The sequence below is a fragment of the Aequorivita soesokkakensis genome (assembly GCF_001641085.1).
In the GTDB taxonomy this organism is placed as follows: domain Bacteria; phylum Bacteroidota; class Bacteroidia; order Flavobacteriales; family Flavobacteriaceae; genus Aequorivita; species Aequorivita soesokkakensis.
This window is the reverse complement of sequence record NZ_LXIE01000011.1, coordinates 1-19,137: the sequence shown is the minus strand read 5'-3', so window position 1 is coordinate 19,137 and position 19,137 is coordinate 1. Positions and strand designations below refer to the sequence as shown.

At 39.4% G+C, this 19,137-nt stretch carries 15 protein-coding genes; 7 read left to right on the top strand and 8 right to left on the bottom strand.

Annotated elements, in window-relative coordinates; translation table 11 throughout:
• Positions 1-85: 85 nt before the first annotated feature.
• Positions 86-2,452 (bottom strand): TonB-dependent receptor, encoded by a 2,367-nt coding sequence (locus A7A78_RS05790; protein WP_068761506.1) that lies wholly within the window; start codon positions 2,450-2,452, stop codon positions 86-88.
• A 90-nt stretch (positions 2,453-2,542) separates the two neighbouring features.
• Positions 2,543-3,070: a hypothetical protein gene (locus A7A78_RS05785; RefSeq protein WP_068761505.1), complete on the bottom strand. Its 528-nt coding sequence runs from the start codon at positions 3,068-3,070 to the stop codon at positions 2,543-2,545.
• 243 nt (positions 3,071-3,313) lie between these two features.
• On the opposite strand from A7A78_RS05785, the gene acnA reads away from it, so the two are divergent.
• Entirely contained in the window at positions 3,314-6,094 is a 2,781-nt protein-coding gene (gene acnA, locus A7A78_RS05780) for an aconitate hydratase AcnA (protein ID WP_068761577.1), read from the top strand.
• A 156-nt stretch (positions 6,095-6,250) separates the two neighbouring features.
• Here the strand turns inward: acnA and A7A78_RS15345 are convergent, their stop codons facing one another.
• A complete protein-coding gene (locus tag A7A78_RS15345) occupies positions 6,251-6,445 on the bottom strand; it encodes a hypothetical protein (protein WP_165593549.1) in 195 nt (64 codons plus the stop codon).
• A 131-nt stretch (positions 6,446-6,576) separates the two neighbouring features.
• Between A7A78_RS15345 and A7A78_RS05770 the strand changes: the two genes are divergently transcribed.
• On the top strand, positions 6,577-7,644 hold the full coding sequence (locus A7A78_RS05770; RefSeq protein ID WP_068761503.1) for an NADH:flavin oxidoreductase/NADH oxidase: 1,068 nt from the start codon (positions 6,577-6,579) through the stop codon (positions 7,642-7,644).
• 115 nt (positions 7,645-7,759) lie between these two features.
• Complete coding sequence (locus A7A78_RS05765) at positions 7,760-8,413, top strand: HAD family hydrolase (protein ID WP_068761576.1); 654 nt, start codon at positions 7,760-7,762, stop codon at positions 8,411-8,413.
• 46 nt (positions 8,414-8,459) lie between these two features.
• Here A7A78_RS05765 and A7A78_RS05760 read toward each other — a convergent pair whose 3' ends face one another.
• On the bottom strand, positions 8,460-9,923 hold the full coding sequence (locus tag A7A78_RS05760; protein WP_068761502.1) for an exonuclease domain-containing protein: 1,464 nt from the start codon (positions 9,921-9,923) through the stop codon (positions 8,460-8,462).
• 211 nt (positions 9,924-10,134) lie between these two features.
• Here A7A78_RS05760 and A7A78_RS05755 point away from each other — a divergent pair, with 211 nt between their 5' ends.
• Both A7A78_RS05755 and A7A78_RS05750 read left to right on the top strand, forming a co-directional pair.
• Positions 10,135-11,985 (top strand): tetratricopeptide repeat protein, encoded by a 1,851-nt coding sequence (locus tag A7A78_RS05755; RefSeq protein ID WP_068761501.1) that lies wholly within the window; start codon positions 10,135-10,137, stop codon positions 11,983-11,985.
• Between the two features lie 173 nt (positions 11,986-12,158).
• Positions 12,159-12,935: a DUF1206 domain-containing protein gene (locus A7A78_RS05750; RefSeq protein ID WP_068761500.1), complete on the top strand. Its 777-nt coding sequence runs from the start codon at positions 12,159-12,161 to the stop codon at positions 12,933-12,935.
• Between the two features lie 137 nt (positions 12,936-13,072).
• Here A7A78_RS05750 and A7A78_RS05745 read toward each other — a convergent pair whose 3' ends face one another.
• Genes A7A78_RS05745 through A7A78_RS05735 form a run of 3 tightly spaced genes read right to left on the bottom strand, consistent with a single transcriptional unit; the run spans position 13,073 to position 14,947 of the window.
• Positions 13,073-13,471 carry a hypothetical protein gene (locus A7A78_RS05745; RefSeq protein WP_068761499.1) on the bottom strand — a complete coding sequence of 133 codons (399 nt, stop codon included), beginning with the start codon at positions 13,469-13,471 and terminating at the stop codon, positions 13,073-13,075.
• Positions 13,455-14,219, bottom strand: a complete 765-nt coding sequence (locus A7A78_RS05740) for a class I SAM-dependent methyltransferase (protein ID WP_068761575.1) — start codon at positions 14,217-14,219, stop codon at positions 13,455-13,457. Before A7A78_RS05740 ends, A7A78_RS05745 begins: the two co-directional genes overlap by 17 nt.
• Positions 14,207-14,947 (bottom strand): DUF2071 domain-containing protein, encoded by a 741-nt coding sequence (locus A7A78_RS05735; RefSeq protein WP_068761498.1) that lies wholly within the window; start codon positions 14,945-14,947, stop codon positions 14,207-14,209. The genes A7A78_RS05740 and A7A78_RS05735 overlap by 13 nt, the downstream gene beginning before the upstream one ends.
• Before the next feature lie 270 nt (positions 14,948-15,217).
• Here A7A78_RS05735 and A7A78_RS05730 point away from each other — a divergent pair, with 270 nt between their 5' ends.
• Both A7A78_RS05730 and A7A78_RS05725 read left to right on the top strand, forming a co-directional pair.
• Positions 15,218-16,870 carry a tetratricopeptide repeat protein gene (locus A7A78_RS05730; protein WP_068761497.1) on the top strand — a complete coding sequence of 551 codons (1,653 nt, stop codon included), beginning with the start codon at positions 15,218-15,220 and terminating at the stop codon, positions 16,868-16,870.
• A 174-nt stretch (positions 16,871-17,044) separates the two neighbouring features.
• Complete coding sequence (locus A7A78_RS05725) at positions 17,045-18,526, top strand: T9SS type A sorting domain-containing protein (protein WP_068761496.1); 1,482 nt, start codon at positions 17,045-17,047, stop codon at positions 18,524-18,526.
• Positions 18,527-18,633: 107 nt separating this feature from the next.
• On the opposite strand, the gene A7A78_RS05720 is transcribed toward A7A78_RS05725, so the two are convergent.
• Positions 18,634-19,002 (bottom strand): DoxX-like family protein, encoded by a 369-nt coding sequence (locus A7A78_RS05720; protein ID WP_278184086.1) that lies wholly within the window; start codon positions 19,000-19,002, stop codon positions 18,634-18,636.
• Positions 19,003-19,137: the final 135 nt, after the last annotated feature.

The window sequence follows — 19,137 nt, the reverse complement described above, 5'->3', positions numbered from 1 at the left end:
TTAAAAATATTTTGATTTGTCAGTTCGAGCGCAGTCGAGAACTACCCATTTGGTTTCGACTGCGCTCAACCTGATATTTGAACTTTTAAAAATTATATTTCAAATTAAGTCCACCATAAAAAACGGTATCCAAAGGCGCAGGAATGTATGCATCATCCAATTGGTTTAAGAAAAGCATAATGTAATATTTTTCGCCTGTAATGTTATCAGCGCCTGCATAAGCATCAAGGTCAAAATGGCCGAAACTTATTCTGTAACCAAGTTTTGCATTCAGTAAACTGTAGCTGTCCGCTACATTTAAACCATCTGAAGTAAACGGAACTGGGTCGTGATAAGCATAGTTAACAGTTCCATATAGGCCAAGATTGGTGTTGAAATCAACCCCAGCATTTACAACCCATGGAGCAACGCCTGCAACGGCTTTTCCACTATAATCTGCAGTTACCAATTCACCTTCTCTTGAAACGGATTGATATACAAAATCTTCATATTTAAAGTCAGAATAGGCAACGTTAACATAGGGGCTCACATTTTCGAAGAAACCAGTTGCAGACTCATAAGCGGTATATTTTACCAATGCTTCTAAGCCTTTATTGTTCAATTCGCCGCCGTTCGCTATGTATGAGTAAAGCGTTGTGCCATCGCCAGCAGGAACTGCAACGGAGGTGAATTTATTTTTGAACTTCGCTTGAAACAAAGCAACTTCATAATGCAATTTGCTGTCCAATAGATTTCCTTTCGAACCGATTTCAAACTGATCTCCTTCTTCTGGCTCCAAACCTGTATTTAAATCGCCAGTAGTTCCAATAATTACGTTACCGCTAACGGGCGCTTTGTAGCCCTTGCTATAAGAAGCATATACTGAAATATTATCGTTAAAGATTTTGTTCACCGCGAAATGTGGCGAAAACAAATCTTCATAATTTGCTGAAATTATTTGTGGCTTTCCACTCGTAGGATCGAAGGCGCGGTCTTCAAGATCAAGGTTCATAGAACTTTTTCCAACTCCGGCGGTGAAGGAAATATCATAAGGCATTTTCAAAATCCATTCGGTGAATAACGATTTGTTCTTCGATTTTGAATATTGGTTGCTTCGCACAGCGCCAATGATGTTATAACCTTCAGGATCGTTTGGATTTTCAACCATTCCGTAGCTAATGGATTGTGAACGTTGCTCTTGAAATTCAAGACCAGCAACTCCCGAAAGACTGAAGTCTTCACTTAAGTCAAAATTAAGATCAAAAGTTACACGAGTTCCATAATTAATTGGGTCTTTATCTGTCCAACCACCCGCAGAACTAGCATTGGTATTTAAACCTGAACCGTAAACCGTGGTTGTATTTGAAAGCCATTTTGTAAAATCGTATTTATGGCTTAAACCTGCACGGAAGCTTATCACTTCACTATGGGCGTTGTTTTTTATGTAACGCGCGTTTCCACTGTAATCCAAGGTGTCGTATTGGCCAATGGTAAGCTCGCCACCGCGTTCGTCGTAACTATTGCTAAACCCGAAATAGGTGCTAACTGATTGCTTTTCACTTGGGTGAAAATCCAAAACGGCATTCAAAAAGTCTTTGGTGGATGCATTGTGGTCCAAATATCCATCAGAAATTTGGTGGCCGTAGTTCAACAAAACCGATGATTTTTCAAGGCCCATTTGCAACTGGGTGGTAAAACGCGCCAAACCATAGCTTCCAACAGTCACTTTTTCACCTAAAGAAGATTGACCTTTTTCTGGGCGAATAGTTGTCAGGTTTACAACCCCTGCAATAGCAAAGCCATATAAGGAACCTGCTGGACCTTTAATTACATCAACACTTCCTACGGAGCCGAAATCGATATCATCCAGCATTGTAATTCCTTCCGCATCGGTAAGCGGAATATTGTTGTAATACACTTTGTAGCCTTGACCGTCAAAGTTGTTGGTCGCGCCTTTAAAGCCTACGCCATTTCCATAACCACGAATGTTGAATTGTTGTCCAGAGGAAACCCCTCTTCGGGTCATAATCACCCCGGGAACGTTTGCGTTTATAGCATCGTCTAGGTATAATCCTGTGCCTCGTTTCAACTCTTTTTCTTCAAGATGGATTACGGACAGGGGTTTGTCAAGCACCTTTTTATTGTTGTCTAAAGTTCCGCTAAGCTGTACTTCATCCAGCGCGTTTACAGAAGTTTTTAAACCAATATTCAAAAATTCCGAACAGTTTTTAACATTAATGCTGGTTGTTTCAAAACCAATATAACTGATGTTGATCGTTTGGTTTCCAGAACAAGGAACTGTAAAGTTTCCGCTAGCATCTGTGCTGGAAACCTCTGCGCCGTTCATTTCTATTTTGGCCCCGACCAAAGGGGTGTTGTTGGCTGCATCATATATTTTTCCAGAAAGTTTGTCTTGACCAAATACAGATACAGTAATAAGCAGTCCCAAAAGGGACAAATAAAGTTTTGTCATTTTTTAAAAGTTTTATAATTGGGAAATGTGCTACCCAGCGCTATAAATTCGCCGAAAGCATTAAGGGAAGCGGAATCGCTTCAAAATAAATTATAAAACCTGTTTGGGTGGAGGGCTCGAGATTTCGAGTGAAAGCGATGCATAATTTTCGTGATACACATAATTGGGGCGTATCACTTTATTTGAAAAAGCCACTTCTTCTTTCTGTGGAAGCGGGTTTATTTTCTGAAGAAACTTTACGGTTTTTACGGAATTGGTCCGGTTGTTTTTATCCTTGCGTTTTTTCTGAAGCTCTTTGTTGTATTTGGCGATCAAATTGGTTTCCTGGCTGTCTGAAATGCAATGGTAAACTTTGGTGTTTTCATTCAAAATTTCAACGTGAACAATATCGTACATTGTTCCTTTATAGCTGAATTCTTCACGGTCTTTCCAGATAAGTTGGTTTTCATTTTCGGAAGAAACGGTAATGCGCGTCAAATCTTTTTCAGAAATACCTTTCTTTATTTGATGGATTATTTCCCTTCGGATTTGATGTTGCTGGATTTTAAAGATAACATAAGACCCTCCAAGGTTGAAGCTGAAAATAAAAAGTAGAAAAAAGGCGGTAGCATTTTTCAATGCGTTCTATGTTTTTATTAATGTCGGCTAATTTAAATAAAAATAATAAAGCAGTCGTCTTTACGGCTAATTTATTGGGATGGCATAACATTCGTTTGGGCAAATAATTATTTAAAAAGGTTTTATTTAAAAATACAATTTCTTTAATTGTGAAGAATTTTGTTAACGCCCTGTTAAAGCAGTCTCTTTGCGTGCTGACGCCGTTTTTATTGTCTAAATTTAATGTTCAAAATTCACATTGTCATGCAGCAAGATATTTACAACCTCAAAAAAACACTCGAGACTTCCAAAGAAAAACTTACCTATTACAGTCTTCCCGAACTTGAAAAGCAAGGCCATAATATAAAAAAGATGCCTTTCTCCATTAGAATTCTTCTTGAAAACGCACTTCGTAATTATGACGATTTTTCAGTAACAAAAGATCATTTAGAATCTATTCTGAATTGGAAACCAAAACAGAGCGAGGACGATATCGCTTTCAAACCAGCCCGAGTGTTGATGCAAGATTTCACAGGTGTTCCCGCAGTTGTTGACATTGCTTCATTGCGTTCTGAAATGGCGAGAAAAGGAGGTGATGCCTCAAAAATAAATCCACTGATTCCGGTAGATTTGGTGATAGACCACAGTGTGCAGGTAGATTATTTTGCCGCCCAATACGCCTATCAACAAAACATGGAAGAGGAGTATAAGCGCAACAAGGAGCGTTATACTTTTTTGAAATGGGCGCAGAAATCTTTTAATAATTTCAGCGTCGTTCCTCCCGGAATGGGCATTTGTCACCAAGTAAACCTCGAATATTTTTCAAAAGGAGCCATTGCCCGCGACGGCATGGTTTTTCCAGATACTTTGGTGGGAACCGATAGCCACACCCCGATGGTAAACGGAATTGGCGTAGTAGCTTGGGGCGTTGGCGGAATTGAAGCCGAAGCCGCAATTCTCGGTCAACCTATATATTTTATAAGTCCTGAAGTAATTGGATTGAAACTTACGGGGAAACTTCCCGTGGGAACAACGGCAACAGATTTGGTTTTAACCATCGCCAACTTGTTGCGAAAATACGGCGTAGTTGGGAAATTTGTTGAGGTTTTCGGCCCTGGTTTGGACAATCTTTCGGTGCCGGATAGAGCAACTATTGGCAATATGTCGCCGGAATTTGGTTGTACTATAACCTATTTCCCTATTGACAATAAAACCTTGGAATATATGCGAAGCAGCAACCGAAGTGAGGAACAAATCCAATTGGTTGAAGATTATTGCAAAGCAAATATGTTATGGCGAAAAGACGAAGACGAAATAAACTATACAGATATTTTGGAACTGGATATTTCAACCATTCAACCTAGCGTTGCTGGCCCAAAACGCCCACAGGATAAAATATTACTGAAAGACTTAAAGAATAAGTTTATTGAATTGGAACATAGTTCTTTCGGCAGAAAATATATAGAACCTTCTGAAAGGGAAGAAGCCATTGTCCGTTGGAAGGAGGAAGGTGGAAGCCAGCCCGCAAAACAGCCGCACGACCCAGCTCCCGATGTAGAAATTGAGGCAAAAATGAAAAACGGTTTTAAAACCGTTTGGATTTCACACGGCAATGAAAAGTTCATGGTTTCAGATGGTGCCGTTGCAATTGCTGCAATTACTTCCTGCACCAATACTTCCAACCCTTTTGTGATGATTGGCGCGGGACTTGTTGCCAAAAAGGCCAGAGAACACGGAATTGACGTAAAACCTTGGGTAAAAACATCACTTGCTCCAGGTTCAAAAGTGGTTACGGATTATCTTGAAAAAGCAGATTTATTGAAGGATTTGGAGGCATTGCAGTTCCATTTGGTGGGTTATGGTTGTACTTCCTGTATTGGAAACTCAGGGCCACTTCCTCCAGAAATTTCAAAAGCGGTTGAAGAAAATGATTTAATAGTAACTTCAGTACTTTCAGGAAACAGAAACTTTGAAGCGCGAATCCATCCACAGGTAAAAATGAATTTTTTGATGTCGCCAATGTTGGTCGTGGCTTTTGCTCTTGTGGGAAGAGTGGATATTGATCTTACTACCGAGCCATTGAGTAACGATCGAAACGGAAAGCCTGTATATTTAAAGGATATTTGGCCAACGGATGATGAAATCCACGAGGTGATGAAAAAAGTTTTGACGCCAAAAGATTTCAAAAAGAACTATGACGAAATATTCGACGGTAATGAAATTTGGCGAAATCTTGAAGTGCCGGATGACAAAATTTACAAATGGGATGACGATTCCACTTATATAAAAGAAGTTCCATTTTTCCGTGATCTTTCCGACGAACCGAAGGAACTGAAAAATATTAAAGGAGCACGAGCACTTTTGGTTTTGGGAGATAGTATTACAACTGATCATATTTCGCCAGCGGGAGCTTTTGCTGAAGATTCCGCTGCAGGACAATATTTGAAATCGAGAGGTGTAGAAAAGAAAAATTTCAACAGTTACGGTTCGCGCCGTGGGAATGACGAAGTGATGGTTCGCGGAACTTTTGCGAATGTCCGCATCAAAAACCAATTGGCAGAACAAGAAGGCGGATACACAACTTATCTCCCAACAGGTGAGGAAATGACCGTTTATGAAGCAGCCCAAAAATATATAAACGACAAAACCCCGCTTATAGTGCTAACAGGAAAGGAATACGGAAGCGGTTCCTCTCGTGATTGGGCTGCAAAAGGAACTTTTCTTTTGGGAATAAAAGCCGTTTTGGCAGAAAGCTATGAACGTATCCATAGAAGTAATTTGATTATGATGGGTGTGCTGCCACTTCAATATTTGGAAGGTGAAAGTGCAAAATCACACGGCCTGACAGGAAATGAACATTTCAATATTACCGGAATTGAAAATGATTTAACTCCTTCAAAAAAAGTAACTGTGACTGCCAAAAACAAGGATGGCAAGGAAATTGAATTCAAGGCAATCGCACGCTTGGATTCACCCATTGAGGTTGCATATTATCAACACGAGGGGATTCTTCAATATGTGTTGCGTCAATTTTTGAAAAAATAAAATAGGGAATAGGAATTAGCGAAGAGCGAAGAGTGAATGGAAATTAACCCATCAGAAATATTTAATTTTTATAATTTGAAACCTGAAACAATTTGATCCTAATAGTCAGTCCAAAACTTCTCCGAAAAAACTTCACAGGAATGACGCTTTGGCCTTTTATAGTTTTAAAGCATCACGGTCAAAAGGAGGATGTTGTTTTTTTAAATCACGAACAAATTCACCTTCGCCAACAGGCAGAATTATTGGTTGTTTTTTTCTATTTATTTTACGGACTTGAATTTTTGCTTCGATTAATTCAATATCAAGATCGCCATAAAGCTTACAGGAATATTTCCTTTGAAAGAGAAGCATATCACTTCGAAAACGATTTAGAATATTTAAAAAACAGAAAGAAGTATGGATTTTTTAAATTTCTGTCAGTCTGAGCGCAGTCGAAGACCAATCAAAAAATAAATAATAGCAATAAAGAATTAATAATAAATATGAGCATCCTCTTTTCCCCACTAAAAATAAAAAACACAACTTTCAAAAACCGAATGGTCGTTTCGCCTATGTGCATGTACAGCAGCGTTGATGGCTTTGCGAATGATTTTCATCTTGTGCATTTGGGAAGTCGCGCCGTTGGTGGTTCAGCACTGATAATTCAGGAAGCAACTGCCGTTTCGCCTGAAGGAAGAATTACGCACGGCGATATGGGGATTTGGAAAGATGAACATATAGAAAAGTCGAAACAAATAGTAGATTTCGTTCATTCCCAAAACGCGTTAATTGGAATTCAACTCGCACACGCAGGTAGAAAAGCAAGCTATCAATTACCAAAGGATGGCGCTAGAAAAATTGCTCCTCATGCTGAAAACGGTTGGCAAACTGTTTCCGCTTCGGCTTTGCCATTTCGTGAGGGAGAACCTGCTCCGGTTTCCATGGATTTAGAAGCAATTGAAAAAGTGAAAAAAGATTATGCCGAAGCAACTATTCGCGCAGAAAAAGCAGGTTATGATGTGGTTGAAATCCACGCGGCACACGGTTATTTGTTTCATCAATTTTATTCGTCTTTGGCAAATGAGCGAACGGATGAATACGGTGGAAGTTTTGAAAATAGAATTCGGTTTTTGCTGGAAGTAACGGAAGTAGTTCGCAAAGAATGGCCCAAAGAAAAACCTTTATTTGTTAGAATTTCAGCAACCGATTGGACCGAAGGCGGTTGGACTATTGAAGATTCCGTAAAGCTTTCAATTAAGCTAAAGGAATTGGGCGTTGATTTAATCGACACCTCTTCCGGCGGAAATGTTCCAAAAGCAACCATTCCGAGTGAACCGGGTTATCAAGTTCCTTTTGCGGCAAAGATTAAAAAAGAAGCGAATATTTTAACCGGCGCCGTTGGGCAAATTACAACCGCCAAGCAATCCGAAGAGATTTTAAAACAAGGAAAAGCAGATTTAATTCTTTATGCACGGGAAAGTTTAAGACAACCGTATTTTGCTTTGCACGCTGCAAAAGAGTTAAATGTAGATGTGGAATGGCCACTACAGTACCAACGTGCTAAAATATAAAATGTCACACTGAGCGCAGTCGAAGTGCTTTATTGTTATAAAATTCCAAATTCCAAAAAAATCCAAAAATCCAAAATTCCAACAATCCATGTTACCTTCGCAAAAAAATAAAGAAATGCTAAAAGCTGTACTTTTTGATATGGATGGGGTTATTGTAGACACCGAACCATTGCACCGAAAAGCTTACTTCAAAATGTTTGATGATGTGAAAATTGATGTGAGCCAAGCAATGTATGATTCCTTTACAGGACAGGCAACATTGCCTATTTGCAGAACACTTTGTGAGCATTTCAATCTTTCTGAAACTCCAGAACATCTGGTTTCAACAAAAAGAAAACACTTTAAATATCTTTTTGAAAATGATTCAGATCTCGATCTTTTGGAAGGTGTACGCGAATTAATAAAAGATTATCACGCCAATGGCCTTACTTTGGTTTTGGCTTCTTCGGCATCTATGCCAAACATCAACCGTATTTTTGAGCGTTTCGACCTCAACAAATATTTTAAGGCGAAAATAAGCGGCGCCGATTTAAAAGCTTCAAAGCCACACCCAGAAATTTTCCTTAAAGCGGCTGAACTTGCAGAGGAACACACAGACCATTGCATGGTGATTGAAGATTCCACCAACGGAATTGAAGCTGCCAAAGCCGCAAATATTTATTGCGTAGGTTTTAAAAGCCCACATTCCGTAAATCAGGATTACAGCAAAGCGGATAGGGTAATCACGAGTTTTGGTGAAATTGCGTTTTCGAATCTAACGAATTTTTAGGTAATTAGTTCCTCCCCTTTGAAGGGGAGGCTAGGAGGGGATGTTTTCATCTCCAATCAGAGAAAATATTGTCTTTCGGTGATTTTTTCTTAATAGCTTTTATTCTATGGGCTGTCAGCCGAATAGGTTCTTCAAAATAAACCACATTCCGCTCCCCATGCTTTTTAAGATGACTGCGAATTATCGCGTGAGTATGGTAACTCGCCTGCTGAAGTTTCAAAAAAGGTTCGTAATCTTCAATATTGCAAATAGCTTCACTACGGTCAAAAAAACCGAAACCTTTGTATTGTCCTTCCGCAACCAAAACAAAAGCTATTTCACCCTGCGTTCTTCCTTTTCCTTGAATGGCAAAACTTAGTTTGTTCTCCTTTAAAGATTGAATGGCAGCCTGTACTTTTAGATTATATGCCGCAACGGTTTCGGTTTCTTCACAAATGCCTTCACAATTCTTGATGCGGTAGTGGGAGCATTTTTCAGAAGTGCTCTGTAAGGTGCAAAACCGCGGACATAATTTAAAAGTCTCACATATTTCCTCCAGCTTTTCAATGGCTTCGGTCTTGTTGTAAAACGTGCCCACTGAATCGTGCAGCACCTTTGTTTTTCCCAAAGCAAGTTGGATAATGCCGCGCTGGTTTACATAACTTATGATTTGATAGGTGGTGGCAGGCCATTTCTGCGCCCGGTTGAATTTTGGGTAATGCTTTCTGATATGTTCAGATTCCACTAAAAGCGCCAACAATTCATTCCCCGTAAGTTCATAATCTATAAAATGCGTTTCTTGCCCAAGTTGATATTCCTTTGTTTTCTTATCATAAAAATGGCTCAATACCCGCTTTTTAATATTCTTGGCCTTTCCCGCATAAATAACTTGATGCTTTTGGTTTTTGAAAAGATAGATACCAGCTTCTTCTGGCAGTTCGTTTATCTGTTCTGTAGGAATATGCGGTGGTAACGTTGCCTGTTTGGAACGCGGGTTCAAAAAGGAATTAATAGTGCTGAAATCTTCATCCAACGAAAGCAATCGTTGAAAGAGAATTACCGTGGCATCCACATCGCCCTCCGCACGGTGGCGGTTGAGGTGCGGAATGTTGATGGTGTTGCAAAGCCTTCCCAAACTATAGGACAAATGCCCCGGAATCAATTTGCGCGAAAGGCGGACGGTACAAAGTTTCTTTCGGTTGTAATGCTGCCCCAAAAGCCGAAACTCGCCCCTAATAACATTATAATCAAAGCTAACGTTGTGCGCTACAAAAATAGCGTCCTTTGTAAATTCCTCTATTTTTTCGGCAATTTCAAAAAAACGGGGAGCGTTTGCTACCATTTCGTTGTCAATACCGGTAAGCGTTGTAATATGAAACGGAATGTCTCGCTCGGGATTTACAAGTGTGGTGTATTTATCAATTACTTCGCCATCTTTCAAAAGAGCAATGCAGATTTCAGTAATGCGATTTCCTGAAATGCCACCACCAGTAGTTTCTACGTCTATAATTGCGAAAAGTTGTGAATGCATCTATTTTTTGCTGGGAAAACAAATGTAGGGAAACAAATCCAATTATTAGGAATATTTCCTTTTAAATGGAAATATTCCACAATACTATACTTTGTATAGGTATACCAACCAATTTGTTTTTACTTATTTCCCTTCTACAACAAAGTTAAAAATCCTCTCCCTTCTCCTGATTAAAGTATTTACAATTATATTTATACCCCCAAACCTACGTATGAAAAAAGTAATTTCTCTAGTTCTATTCCTTTGCCTTTTTTTAAGTATTCAAGCGCAAAACACTGAGATAGAAAAACTTAAGCAACAAATAGAAAAAAGCATTCGCTCAAATCCAGATTCTGCTAAAGTTTATATGTTTCGTCTTTTGCAGTATTCCTCACAACTTCCTGATACTTTAGTGGGCAAAACATACAGCAATATAGGCATACAGTACAATAGATTGGCTGTTCCCGATTCTGCGGAATTCTACATGAAAAAAGCATTGGAGTACACTGAAGAATTTCCATTGGAACATGCCAAAATGTATCTTAATCTGGCAATTAACTATCGCATGGTAGCTCGTTATCAGGAGTCTTTGGAAGCACTGGATAGTGCAATACAATTTTATAAAAAGGCAGGTAACCGAGTAGGAGAAGGAGTGGCCTATGGTGAAATAGGTTCCAACTACAATTATATGATGAACAGCGAAAAAGCACTGGAAAATCTTAAAAAAGCCATTGCCATTCTAACTGAAGCTGGAAACAAGAGAGAGCTGTATATAGTGAAGCAAAAACTGGCAAACCTATATTATAATAACACAGATTATGCCTTTGCCAAGGATATATATGAAGAAGTGCTGCCAATATTTGCAAAAAGTAAAGGCCCAAATTATTACTATACATTGCTCTCTTATGCTGATTGTCTCATTCAGCTAGAAGAGAATTATAAAGGTGCTGAAGAAGCGCTGAAAGAAGCAGAAAACGGTCTTCGGGAGATTAATAATATGGAGTATATGTGGTTAAGCGTAAGTAACTTGGCACAGGTTTATGAAGCTACCGGTAGAACACAGCAAGCCCAAGATGCTTTTCAAAAAGCCTATGAAGGCTCTTTTCAGCTAAACTCAACTAGGTTTATGGAGATAAGTGTTCGCTATCTCGAGTTTTTAAATAACCATAAACAATACAGCCAGGCGCTAACTGTGATAAACAGGGTAAAGTCTAATGCAAAAAAGCCAGGGTTAAAAATGAATGCCGATAACGAAATAGATTTTTTAAAGCAAGCTGTCGCTACTTATAGTCAAAAAGGCATGGTCGAAAATTCATTGCAATCTTTTGAAAGAATGGATTTTTTAAAGGACTCAATAAACGCAGCTATCAATAAGGCAAAGGCACTGGAGCTTCAGGAAACATATCAAAATGGAATACAACGGGAGAAGAATATTGTGCTGAAAAAAAATAATGAACTGTTGGTTGAAAACAACAATAAAAAGGACAATATCCTTCTGCTGAGTATCCTTATTTTTATGCTTATTCTTGCTATTGGTTTTGTTCTCTTTAAATCAAATAGAAACAAACTTAAACTGCAACAAGAACTTGTCTCCAGCTTGGAAATCTCCAAAAAAGCATTAGAAGAGAAAAACACTTTGGAAGGCGAACTACGCATAGAGCGGGAGAGAACCCTCGCCAATAAGGAAAAGGAATTAGTACAGGTGTCTTTGGAAATGTCCGACCTTCAAAATAGATTGATGGAATTATTGGACAGTCGAGAAAACCCAGTTAGTTCCCAGGTACTGGCTGAAAAAATAAAGGATATCTTGGGTCAAAATAATTACTGGAAATACTTTAAAGGCAAATTTGTAGAGGTGCATCCTGTTTTTGCATTAAAGCTCTCGGAAATGTTTCCAAATTTATCTGATAATGATATAGCTTTCTGTTGCATGTTAAAACTCCAACTTTCCATTCAGGAAATAGCATCCCTTATGGGCATAACCAATGAACAGGTGGACTCAAAAAAAGCAACCCTCCGCAGAAAAATGGGATTGGGGGATGATATACTCTCCTTCGAAAAATTAATAGATCATTTGGAATAATACCACCCTAAATCCCTACGATGTCGTGCTAGGCCTACCGAAGCAAATGTCATGCTGAGCCTGTCGAAACATCAGTGTACGAAAGATATAAATCACAAATCCTCATCCCTTCAAAAAAATCACATTCTAATTGTACCTTTGCGCACCATTTGCCAAAAAACCAATCTCATTAAGTGAAAAAATCCTATAAAATAGCTGCCACCATAGGCTTTGCCTCAAAAGGTGTAATCTATTTGGTAATAGGCATCCTTTCCTTTTTGGCAGCGCTTAATATGGGCGGTGAAAGTTCGGGCACTAACCAAGCCCTTGCATTTCTTAAAAAGCAACCCTTTGGTCAAGTACTCCTGATGCTTTTGGGTGTAGGGCTGCTCTTTTATTCGTTTTGGATGTTTGTTCAAAGCATAAATGACCCTGAAGATTTAGGCAACAGCAGAAATGCAAAACTGCGCCGTTTCGGGCTTTTCACCACAGGACTGGTCTATACCTTCGTTGCGCTTCTCGCTTTCTTCCACGTTTTCACCTACATACCCGAAGGGAATTCCGGCACTCGCTATCTAAACTTCTTGGGCTCCTCCACCTTGTCCATTATTTTTATTGTCGTGGGTATTATATTGGCCATTCAATCGGTCGTTTTAATTGTTGGGGTTTTTAAAGGAGGGCTGCTGGATCAATTTAATTTGGAAGGCCATAAATACCACCCCTTCATCCGGCTTATTGGCCAATTCGGTTTTTATGCCCGTGCTTTTGTGGTAGTTATTATTGCTTATTTCTTTTTACGTGCAGGTATTTATACTGGCAACCACGACATAAAAGGCATACAGGATGCTTTCTCGTTTTTGGACCAATCTCTCGTTGGTAGAATTTTAATGGCGTTTACTGCCGCGGGCTTTATTGCTTATGGCGCTTTCTATGTGTTGCTTACGAGGTACAGAAGTTTTGAAGGGAAATAAGATTTTTGATTATCACTTCTTCACCCCATAACCCTTATCTGCCGTCCGCGTGTCGCAGAAGCTTTAGCGGAGGCACAAGCCTTTTCAGCAGAGCTGGGGACAACCGATAACCGAGAACTCAGAACCGAAAAGAAATATTAGTCTAACAATCCAACAATCCAAAATACTACCGTAAAATAAACCCATAGAAGCGAAAACCCTATATGCACAACGCTCTCAAAACGCTTGCCTTTCCAAAGCTCTTTTGAATATACAAAGAATTGAAAAAACAATCGTAATCCCCAAAACACACCCAAGCCCAAACACATTCTATGTCCCAATTCCGAAGTAACCAATAAACCAGCCGAGGAAACGCAAAGCACCCCCATCAAAAAGACTACCAGTGCTACAAAAAAAGTATGCACATACATCATCTGCCTGTTTATAAGGCTCATTCCACCCAGCTCCTTCGCCCAGTTAAAATACTTCGGAAAGCGAACGTGGACTACCGAAAGCAGTATTAAAATAATTCCTATTATTTTAAGATGAAGTTCCATTGGGCTCAAGTATAAAAGTGGATATAAAAGGCGTGCATTTAAATTGAGAAGAGACCCTAAACCCGGAAGTTTTAAAAAGTTTCTTCCAAGAAGCTTTGCTGTAAAAGTGAAAAAAGCCAACCGTATAGGCCATAAAATTTGGAACATCCCGAAGGTGCTCGGTAACCACTACCTTTCCATTAATTGAAACAATTCTTCGCAATTCCTTAAAAAACAGCTCCCGCTCTTTAGGGTCACGTATTTCATGCGCTGCAAAAATCAGGAAAACAGAATATGCACTTTGGTCTTCAAGCGGGATGGTGGTAGTGGTGATCTGTTGGGTGCCGGGATAAGGCGGATAATCCTTTCGGGCTCTTTTGATGGAGACTTCGGGGTGCTTTTCGGGATTATAGAAATCCAAAACGGTCAATTTGCTTTGGGGAAACTTTTGATGTAAAATTTCACTGGTCTCATCAAACCCAGCGTGTATGTTTACGATGCTATTTCCTTCTGCAGGAATAAATTCATTCATCCATTTAAAGTAGTACAACCCAGAGAAATCATAAATGTAGCAGGACACACTTAAAGAAACCAAGGTCACTACAGCAATCACTATCGCTATGGCAAAAGCCATCCAGGCAAAAGAATTTTGGAAAAAGAATCCTAAAAAAAATAATACCCCCACTGTGGCAAGCGCCAAAACATAAAAGTGCCAATTAAACCGAACAATATTTGTTACGCCCTGAAAAGGTTTTCTTAAGGTTGCCATAGTTCCTTCCTTCCTTTTTTCCACCGATAGGGAATGTTTTTAATGATAAAGGCATTGGCAAGCACCATTCCTTCCAGTTGTAGCGAATCCAAAAAATCACTGTGTTGCGCCAGCACTTTTACAGGCTGTGGCTTCCAGGCTGTCCGCACCCCTTCAATAATCAAGACTTCCTGAATTTCGGGAGTATAGGTAAATGTAAAGGGCAAGGGGCCGGCAAACTTGCGCGCTTCCTTCCAGTTTTCAAAAGGAGAGTTTTCGGGCAGGGGCACTTCCGTTGTTTCGGTTGATACCACTACCTTCAGTCCAGATTTTTTGGAATCAATTTGTAACTGTTTGTCGGTTTCCGTTACGGTTATATCTGTAGTGGAATAGTTGTAATGGGTGAAAAAATTCCCAAAAAACTCCATCTTCCGTTTGTTGGTTTCAGACTTCAATATGTAAAGTCCGCGATATTTCTTACCTATTGCGTTGGTGTAGCGTACAAAAACTCTATAGCCCGTTAGGAAAAAATCATTGCCCAAATATTCCGGAAACCCTTTGGGGCGTAAGTTTTTGGTCTGCACCATGGCCAAGGCCACAAAGCCCCAAGTGTCATCAAAAGTTTCCACCTCCACACATTCGGGCACCAAATGCACTAATTGCTCTTTGGGCACGGCAAAGGTAAGCACCAGTGAGCTTTCAAAAAAAGCCTCCACGGCAAAGGGATGGTCTTTTAAAAAGGAAAACATATTACGCCAGGCGTTTTTTTAGAGGGTATAGATTGGTGTAATTTACTAAAATATACAAGAAATGCTCTGATATTGATGCCGGATTAAAAAAATGTTAGCTATATAATATAATCTCACTTAATCAAAGCTTGCCGTTTTATATCATTTTTCCAAATAAAAAGAAGTTCCTAGTTTAATATATTTGTAATTATTGTGTAACACAAATGTGCTATTTAAAGTCTTAAAGGAGGTTTACGCTAGAAATAAAACATCCTATTTTACCTCTAAATAATGAAGGCGATTTATTACCTCTTGTTTTTGTTGCTATTGGTTTTAATGCCATTTCAACTTTTTGCTCAATCCGAAACCCAAGAAATGGTCGCGGATCGAATCAATCTTGGGGTAAAGTATTTGGCCGAAAAAGAACATATTAAATCTATTGAAGAGCTCATTGGAGCAAAGGAAATCGCAATTCGCAATGATTGGTATCTCAAGGCATTTAATGCCACCTTGAATATTGGCACCAACTATTATTTAATGTTGGATTATGGCGAGGCATTTCAGTATTATCTACAGGCCTATGACATTGCCATAAAACACCTTGGGCCGCGCCAAGAAATGGCAGTGTTCAATAACATTGGCGTTTTATATGTAGAGGAAAAGGATTTCCTTAAGGCAGAAGAATCTTTTTTAAAAGCTTATGAAATTGCGAAGAAACTTGATGATAACCAACAGATAGGCACCTATGGCATTAACTTGGCTTTAGTGCTTCACAAACTGGGAAAGGTGGATCTTGCCAGTCGTTATATTGAGGAAGCACTGCCATTATTAATAAATATGCCTAATGTTTCATTATTGGCAAGAATAGCAAAGACGGAAAACCTCCTCCTGCAACATCAATACTTTGCGGCCGAAAAATTGGCCTTGGAAGTTCTCCCACAGCTGGAGAATCTTTCCCTTTTGAAGGAACAGATTACCGTGAACGATAAAATAACGCTACTGCTAATCTTAACTAAAATATATGAAGAACAAAATCAGTTCAAGACGGCTCAGGATTACGCCTTGCTTGCACGCTCCCTTCAGGATAATGTAGAAGAGCGTATTGAAGTCTATGATAGGCTAGCCACTCTTTACGGGAAAACCGATGATTTTAAGACGGCAATGGCCTATAAGGACTCAGTAATTATATCTACAGATTCGCTGTATGCTATTAAAAACAGTGCTTTGTTTAAAAGTGAAAAGGTAAAATTCCAAATCAAGAATTACCAACACGAACTAATGGAAAGCAAAAAGGCCTTAAAAAGCGAAAAGCAGTTTTTCTATTTACTCATTACGGCTGTTGTAATTTTTATGGGTTTTTTAATTTGGATGTATAAAAATAATTCCCTTAAACATAAGCAACGAAAACGGATTATCGAGTTGGAACTGGAGAAGGAAAAAAGCGATCATTTATTATTGGAAGAACAGCACCGTGAAAAGGAAGCAACAGCGTTATTGGAAAAGGAGCGTCTTAAAAACGAACTGGAGGTTAAAAATCGTGAATTGACAGCAAAAGCCATGTATATGGCGAGTAAAAATGAATTGATTGAGGAAGTTCTTCAATCGCTATTACAAAATACTGAAATCACAACCAATACCTCCTTAAAAAGCCAAATTAACGATTTGAAAAAGCATTTAAAGAAGGATGCCCAATGGGACAGTTTTTTTGTGCACTTTGAAGAATTGAACCAGGGCTTTTTGGATAGGTTAAGGGCAAAACATCCGCAATTAACTTCCAATGATATCCGCTTTTTGACTTTCCTTTATATGAATTTGAGTTATAAGGAAATTGCTTCCCTATTAAATATCACCCCCCAATCCTGTCGCAAAAGAAAGGAACGTATTTCAAAGAAGATGGATGTGCCCGACAATCTTCCCCTTCACACCTACTTGGCTTCCATTTAAGGGTATGTCACTTAATTAATTGGCACATGTCACAAAATGTCCAACTGTTTTTTTAGTCTTAAAATGCAGTTGTAACTATTTTTAGGGCAGCATTAAAAAAGAAAGATTCAAAAAAGTTTTAGTGAATCCTCTTTGTTTTTCTTTTTAAACAATACTAATTCTAAAATTTATACAATGACAAAAACCAACATTACAAAAAATCTCTTTATCCTTTTCTGCTTATTGGGTGTTACCGGCCTAAGAGCGCAATACAGCCAAGAGGCGAAAGTAGTTAGCGAAAATCGTGAGGATCGCGCAGAATATGGAACCTCTGTTGCAATTCTTGATACCTATGCTGTAGTGGGAACCTCTCGGGAGAATTTTGCTTCGGGTGCAGCCTACGTGTATCATAAAGATGCTGCTGGCGATTGGTCTTTTCAACAAAGTTTCACTGCCCCGGATCCAAATATGGGTGCTGAATATGGAGGAGGAGCTAAATTAACAGACAACCTTATGGTAATCGCTGCTGGGAGAGCAAATGTTTCTGGCTTGGACAGGACCGGAGCTTTATATGTTTATCAGCTTAACGGTTCTACCTGGGAATACGATACCAAACTTATTGCCAGTGATTATAGTGCAGAAGCCAAAATGGGAATGAATCCTACTTCTCTTGACGTGGAAGGGACTACCATTGTTGTTGGCGCTCCTGGGGAAGATGTATGGACCGGAAGTGTCTATGTTTTTGAAAAATCTGGCAGCACCTGGAATGAGGTTCAAAAAATAATGAGTCCGAACCCGCAGCAAAATGATATTTTTGGAATAGGAGTAGCCATTGCTGGTGATTATATGGTAATAGGAGCAAGTGAGGAAGATAATACTAAGGGAGCGGCCCATATATACATGAAAAATAGCAGTGGAGTATGGGAACACGTACAGCGAATAATTGCTTCCGATGCTATGGGGCAAGCTTATTTTGGCACCTCGGTCTCCATATCCAATACAAGTATTGCGGTAGGAGCCTACGGCCATGCGGGCGGGGAGGGTGCCACCTATATTTTTGAGGATGACGGCACTGGCAATTGGACCGAAACCCAAAAAATTACTGCTTCTTCCCCTTCCTTAGAAGCAAATTTTGGCTGGAATTGCCTTCTCCAAAACAACCATTTAGTTGTGAGTGCTCCGCACCCTTACGGGTCGGAAAAAGGAGAGGTTTACGTGTATGAAAAGACTGGTGGACTCTTTGCTGAAATCCAAAAAGTAGAGAGCAATGACCTGGCACCTGAGGATTTTTACGGCTGGAATGTTGAAATGGATGCAAATCAATTGATTGTGGGTGCACCTTGGGAAGATGAGGATGCCGCAGGAGGAGACACAGTGGACCGTGCGGGGTCTGCTTATATTTTTCAAAACCCATTACTATCCGTTGGTGACTTTCAAGACAATGCTTCGGTGAGTGTTTATCCCAACCCAACAAATAAATTTATAACTATAAGTTCAAGTAGAGTTATAACCAAACTAACACTCGTAAACCAATTGGGGGCAGTGCTGTTAGAAAACAATGCAATAAACACTAATACGCACAGTCTGGACCTTTCCCAATATGCAGATGGCATCTATTTTCTAAGTATTGGAATGGACAACGGACAAACAATGGTAAAAAAGATTATGGTGGAATAACTAAATTCTGGATATTAATTGAAAACCCCCAGAGTATATTCTTTTGGGGGTTTTTGCTTTAAATTGTTTCACTTTCAGTTCGTGGGTCTTTTAAAAAGGAAAATAAACTAATACGCTCGTTTTTTAAGAAGGAATTGGTTTGCATAAATTACCAAAATAAAAAGGAACGCAAACACCCCGTTCCATTTCCCCCCAAGCAGGATGTGGGGCGCATAAATGGCCTCCAAAATATTCATACTGGCTATTATAACAATCTGGGTGATTGCATTAAGTTTTCGTTTATACCTGCTGACTATCCACAAAGCCATACCCGTTTCGGCAAGGCCGATTGCTATGGTTAACGGGCGGCCATTATACACTTGCAATATGGTTTCTACTATTTCTTGGTGGCGGGGCACAAGATTAAAGACCTTGCAAAAGAGGCCGTTTACTAGCCATACTAGGGCGATGAGGTAGTTAAGGTTTTTATTAAGCACGTTTTTTTTTATAAAGCTATTGAATGTCTTTTAAATATTCTTCTAAATACAAGAGCAAATTGACTTCTCTCAGGGTGACAGTTGTTGGTTGTCGGTTGTCTGTTGTCTGTTGTCCCCACCTACGCTATACACCTA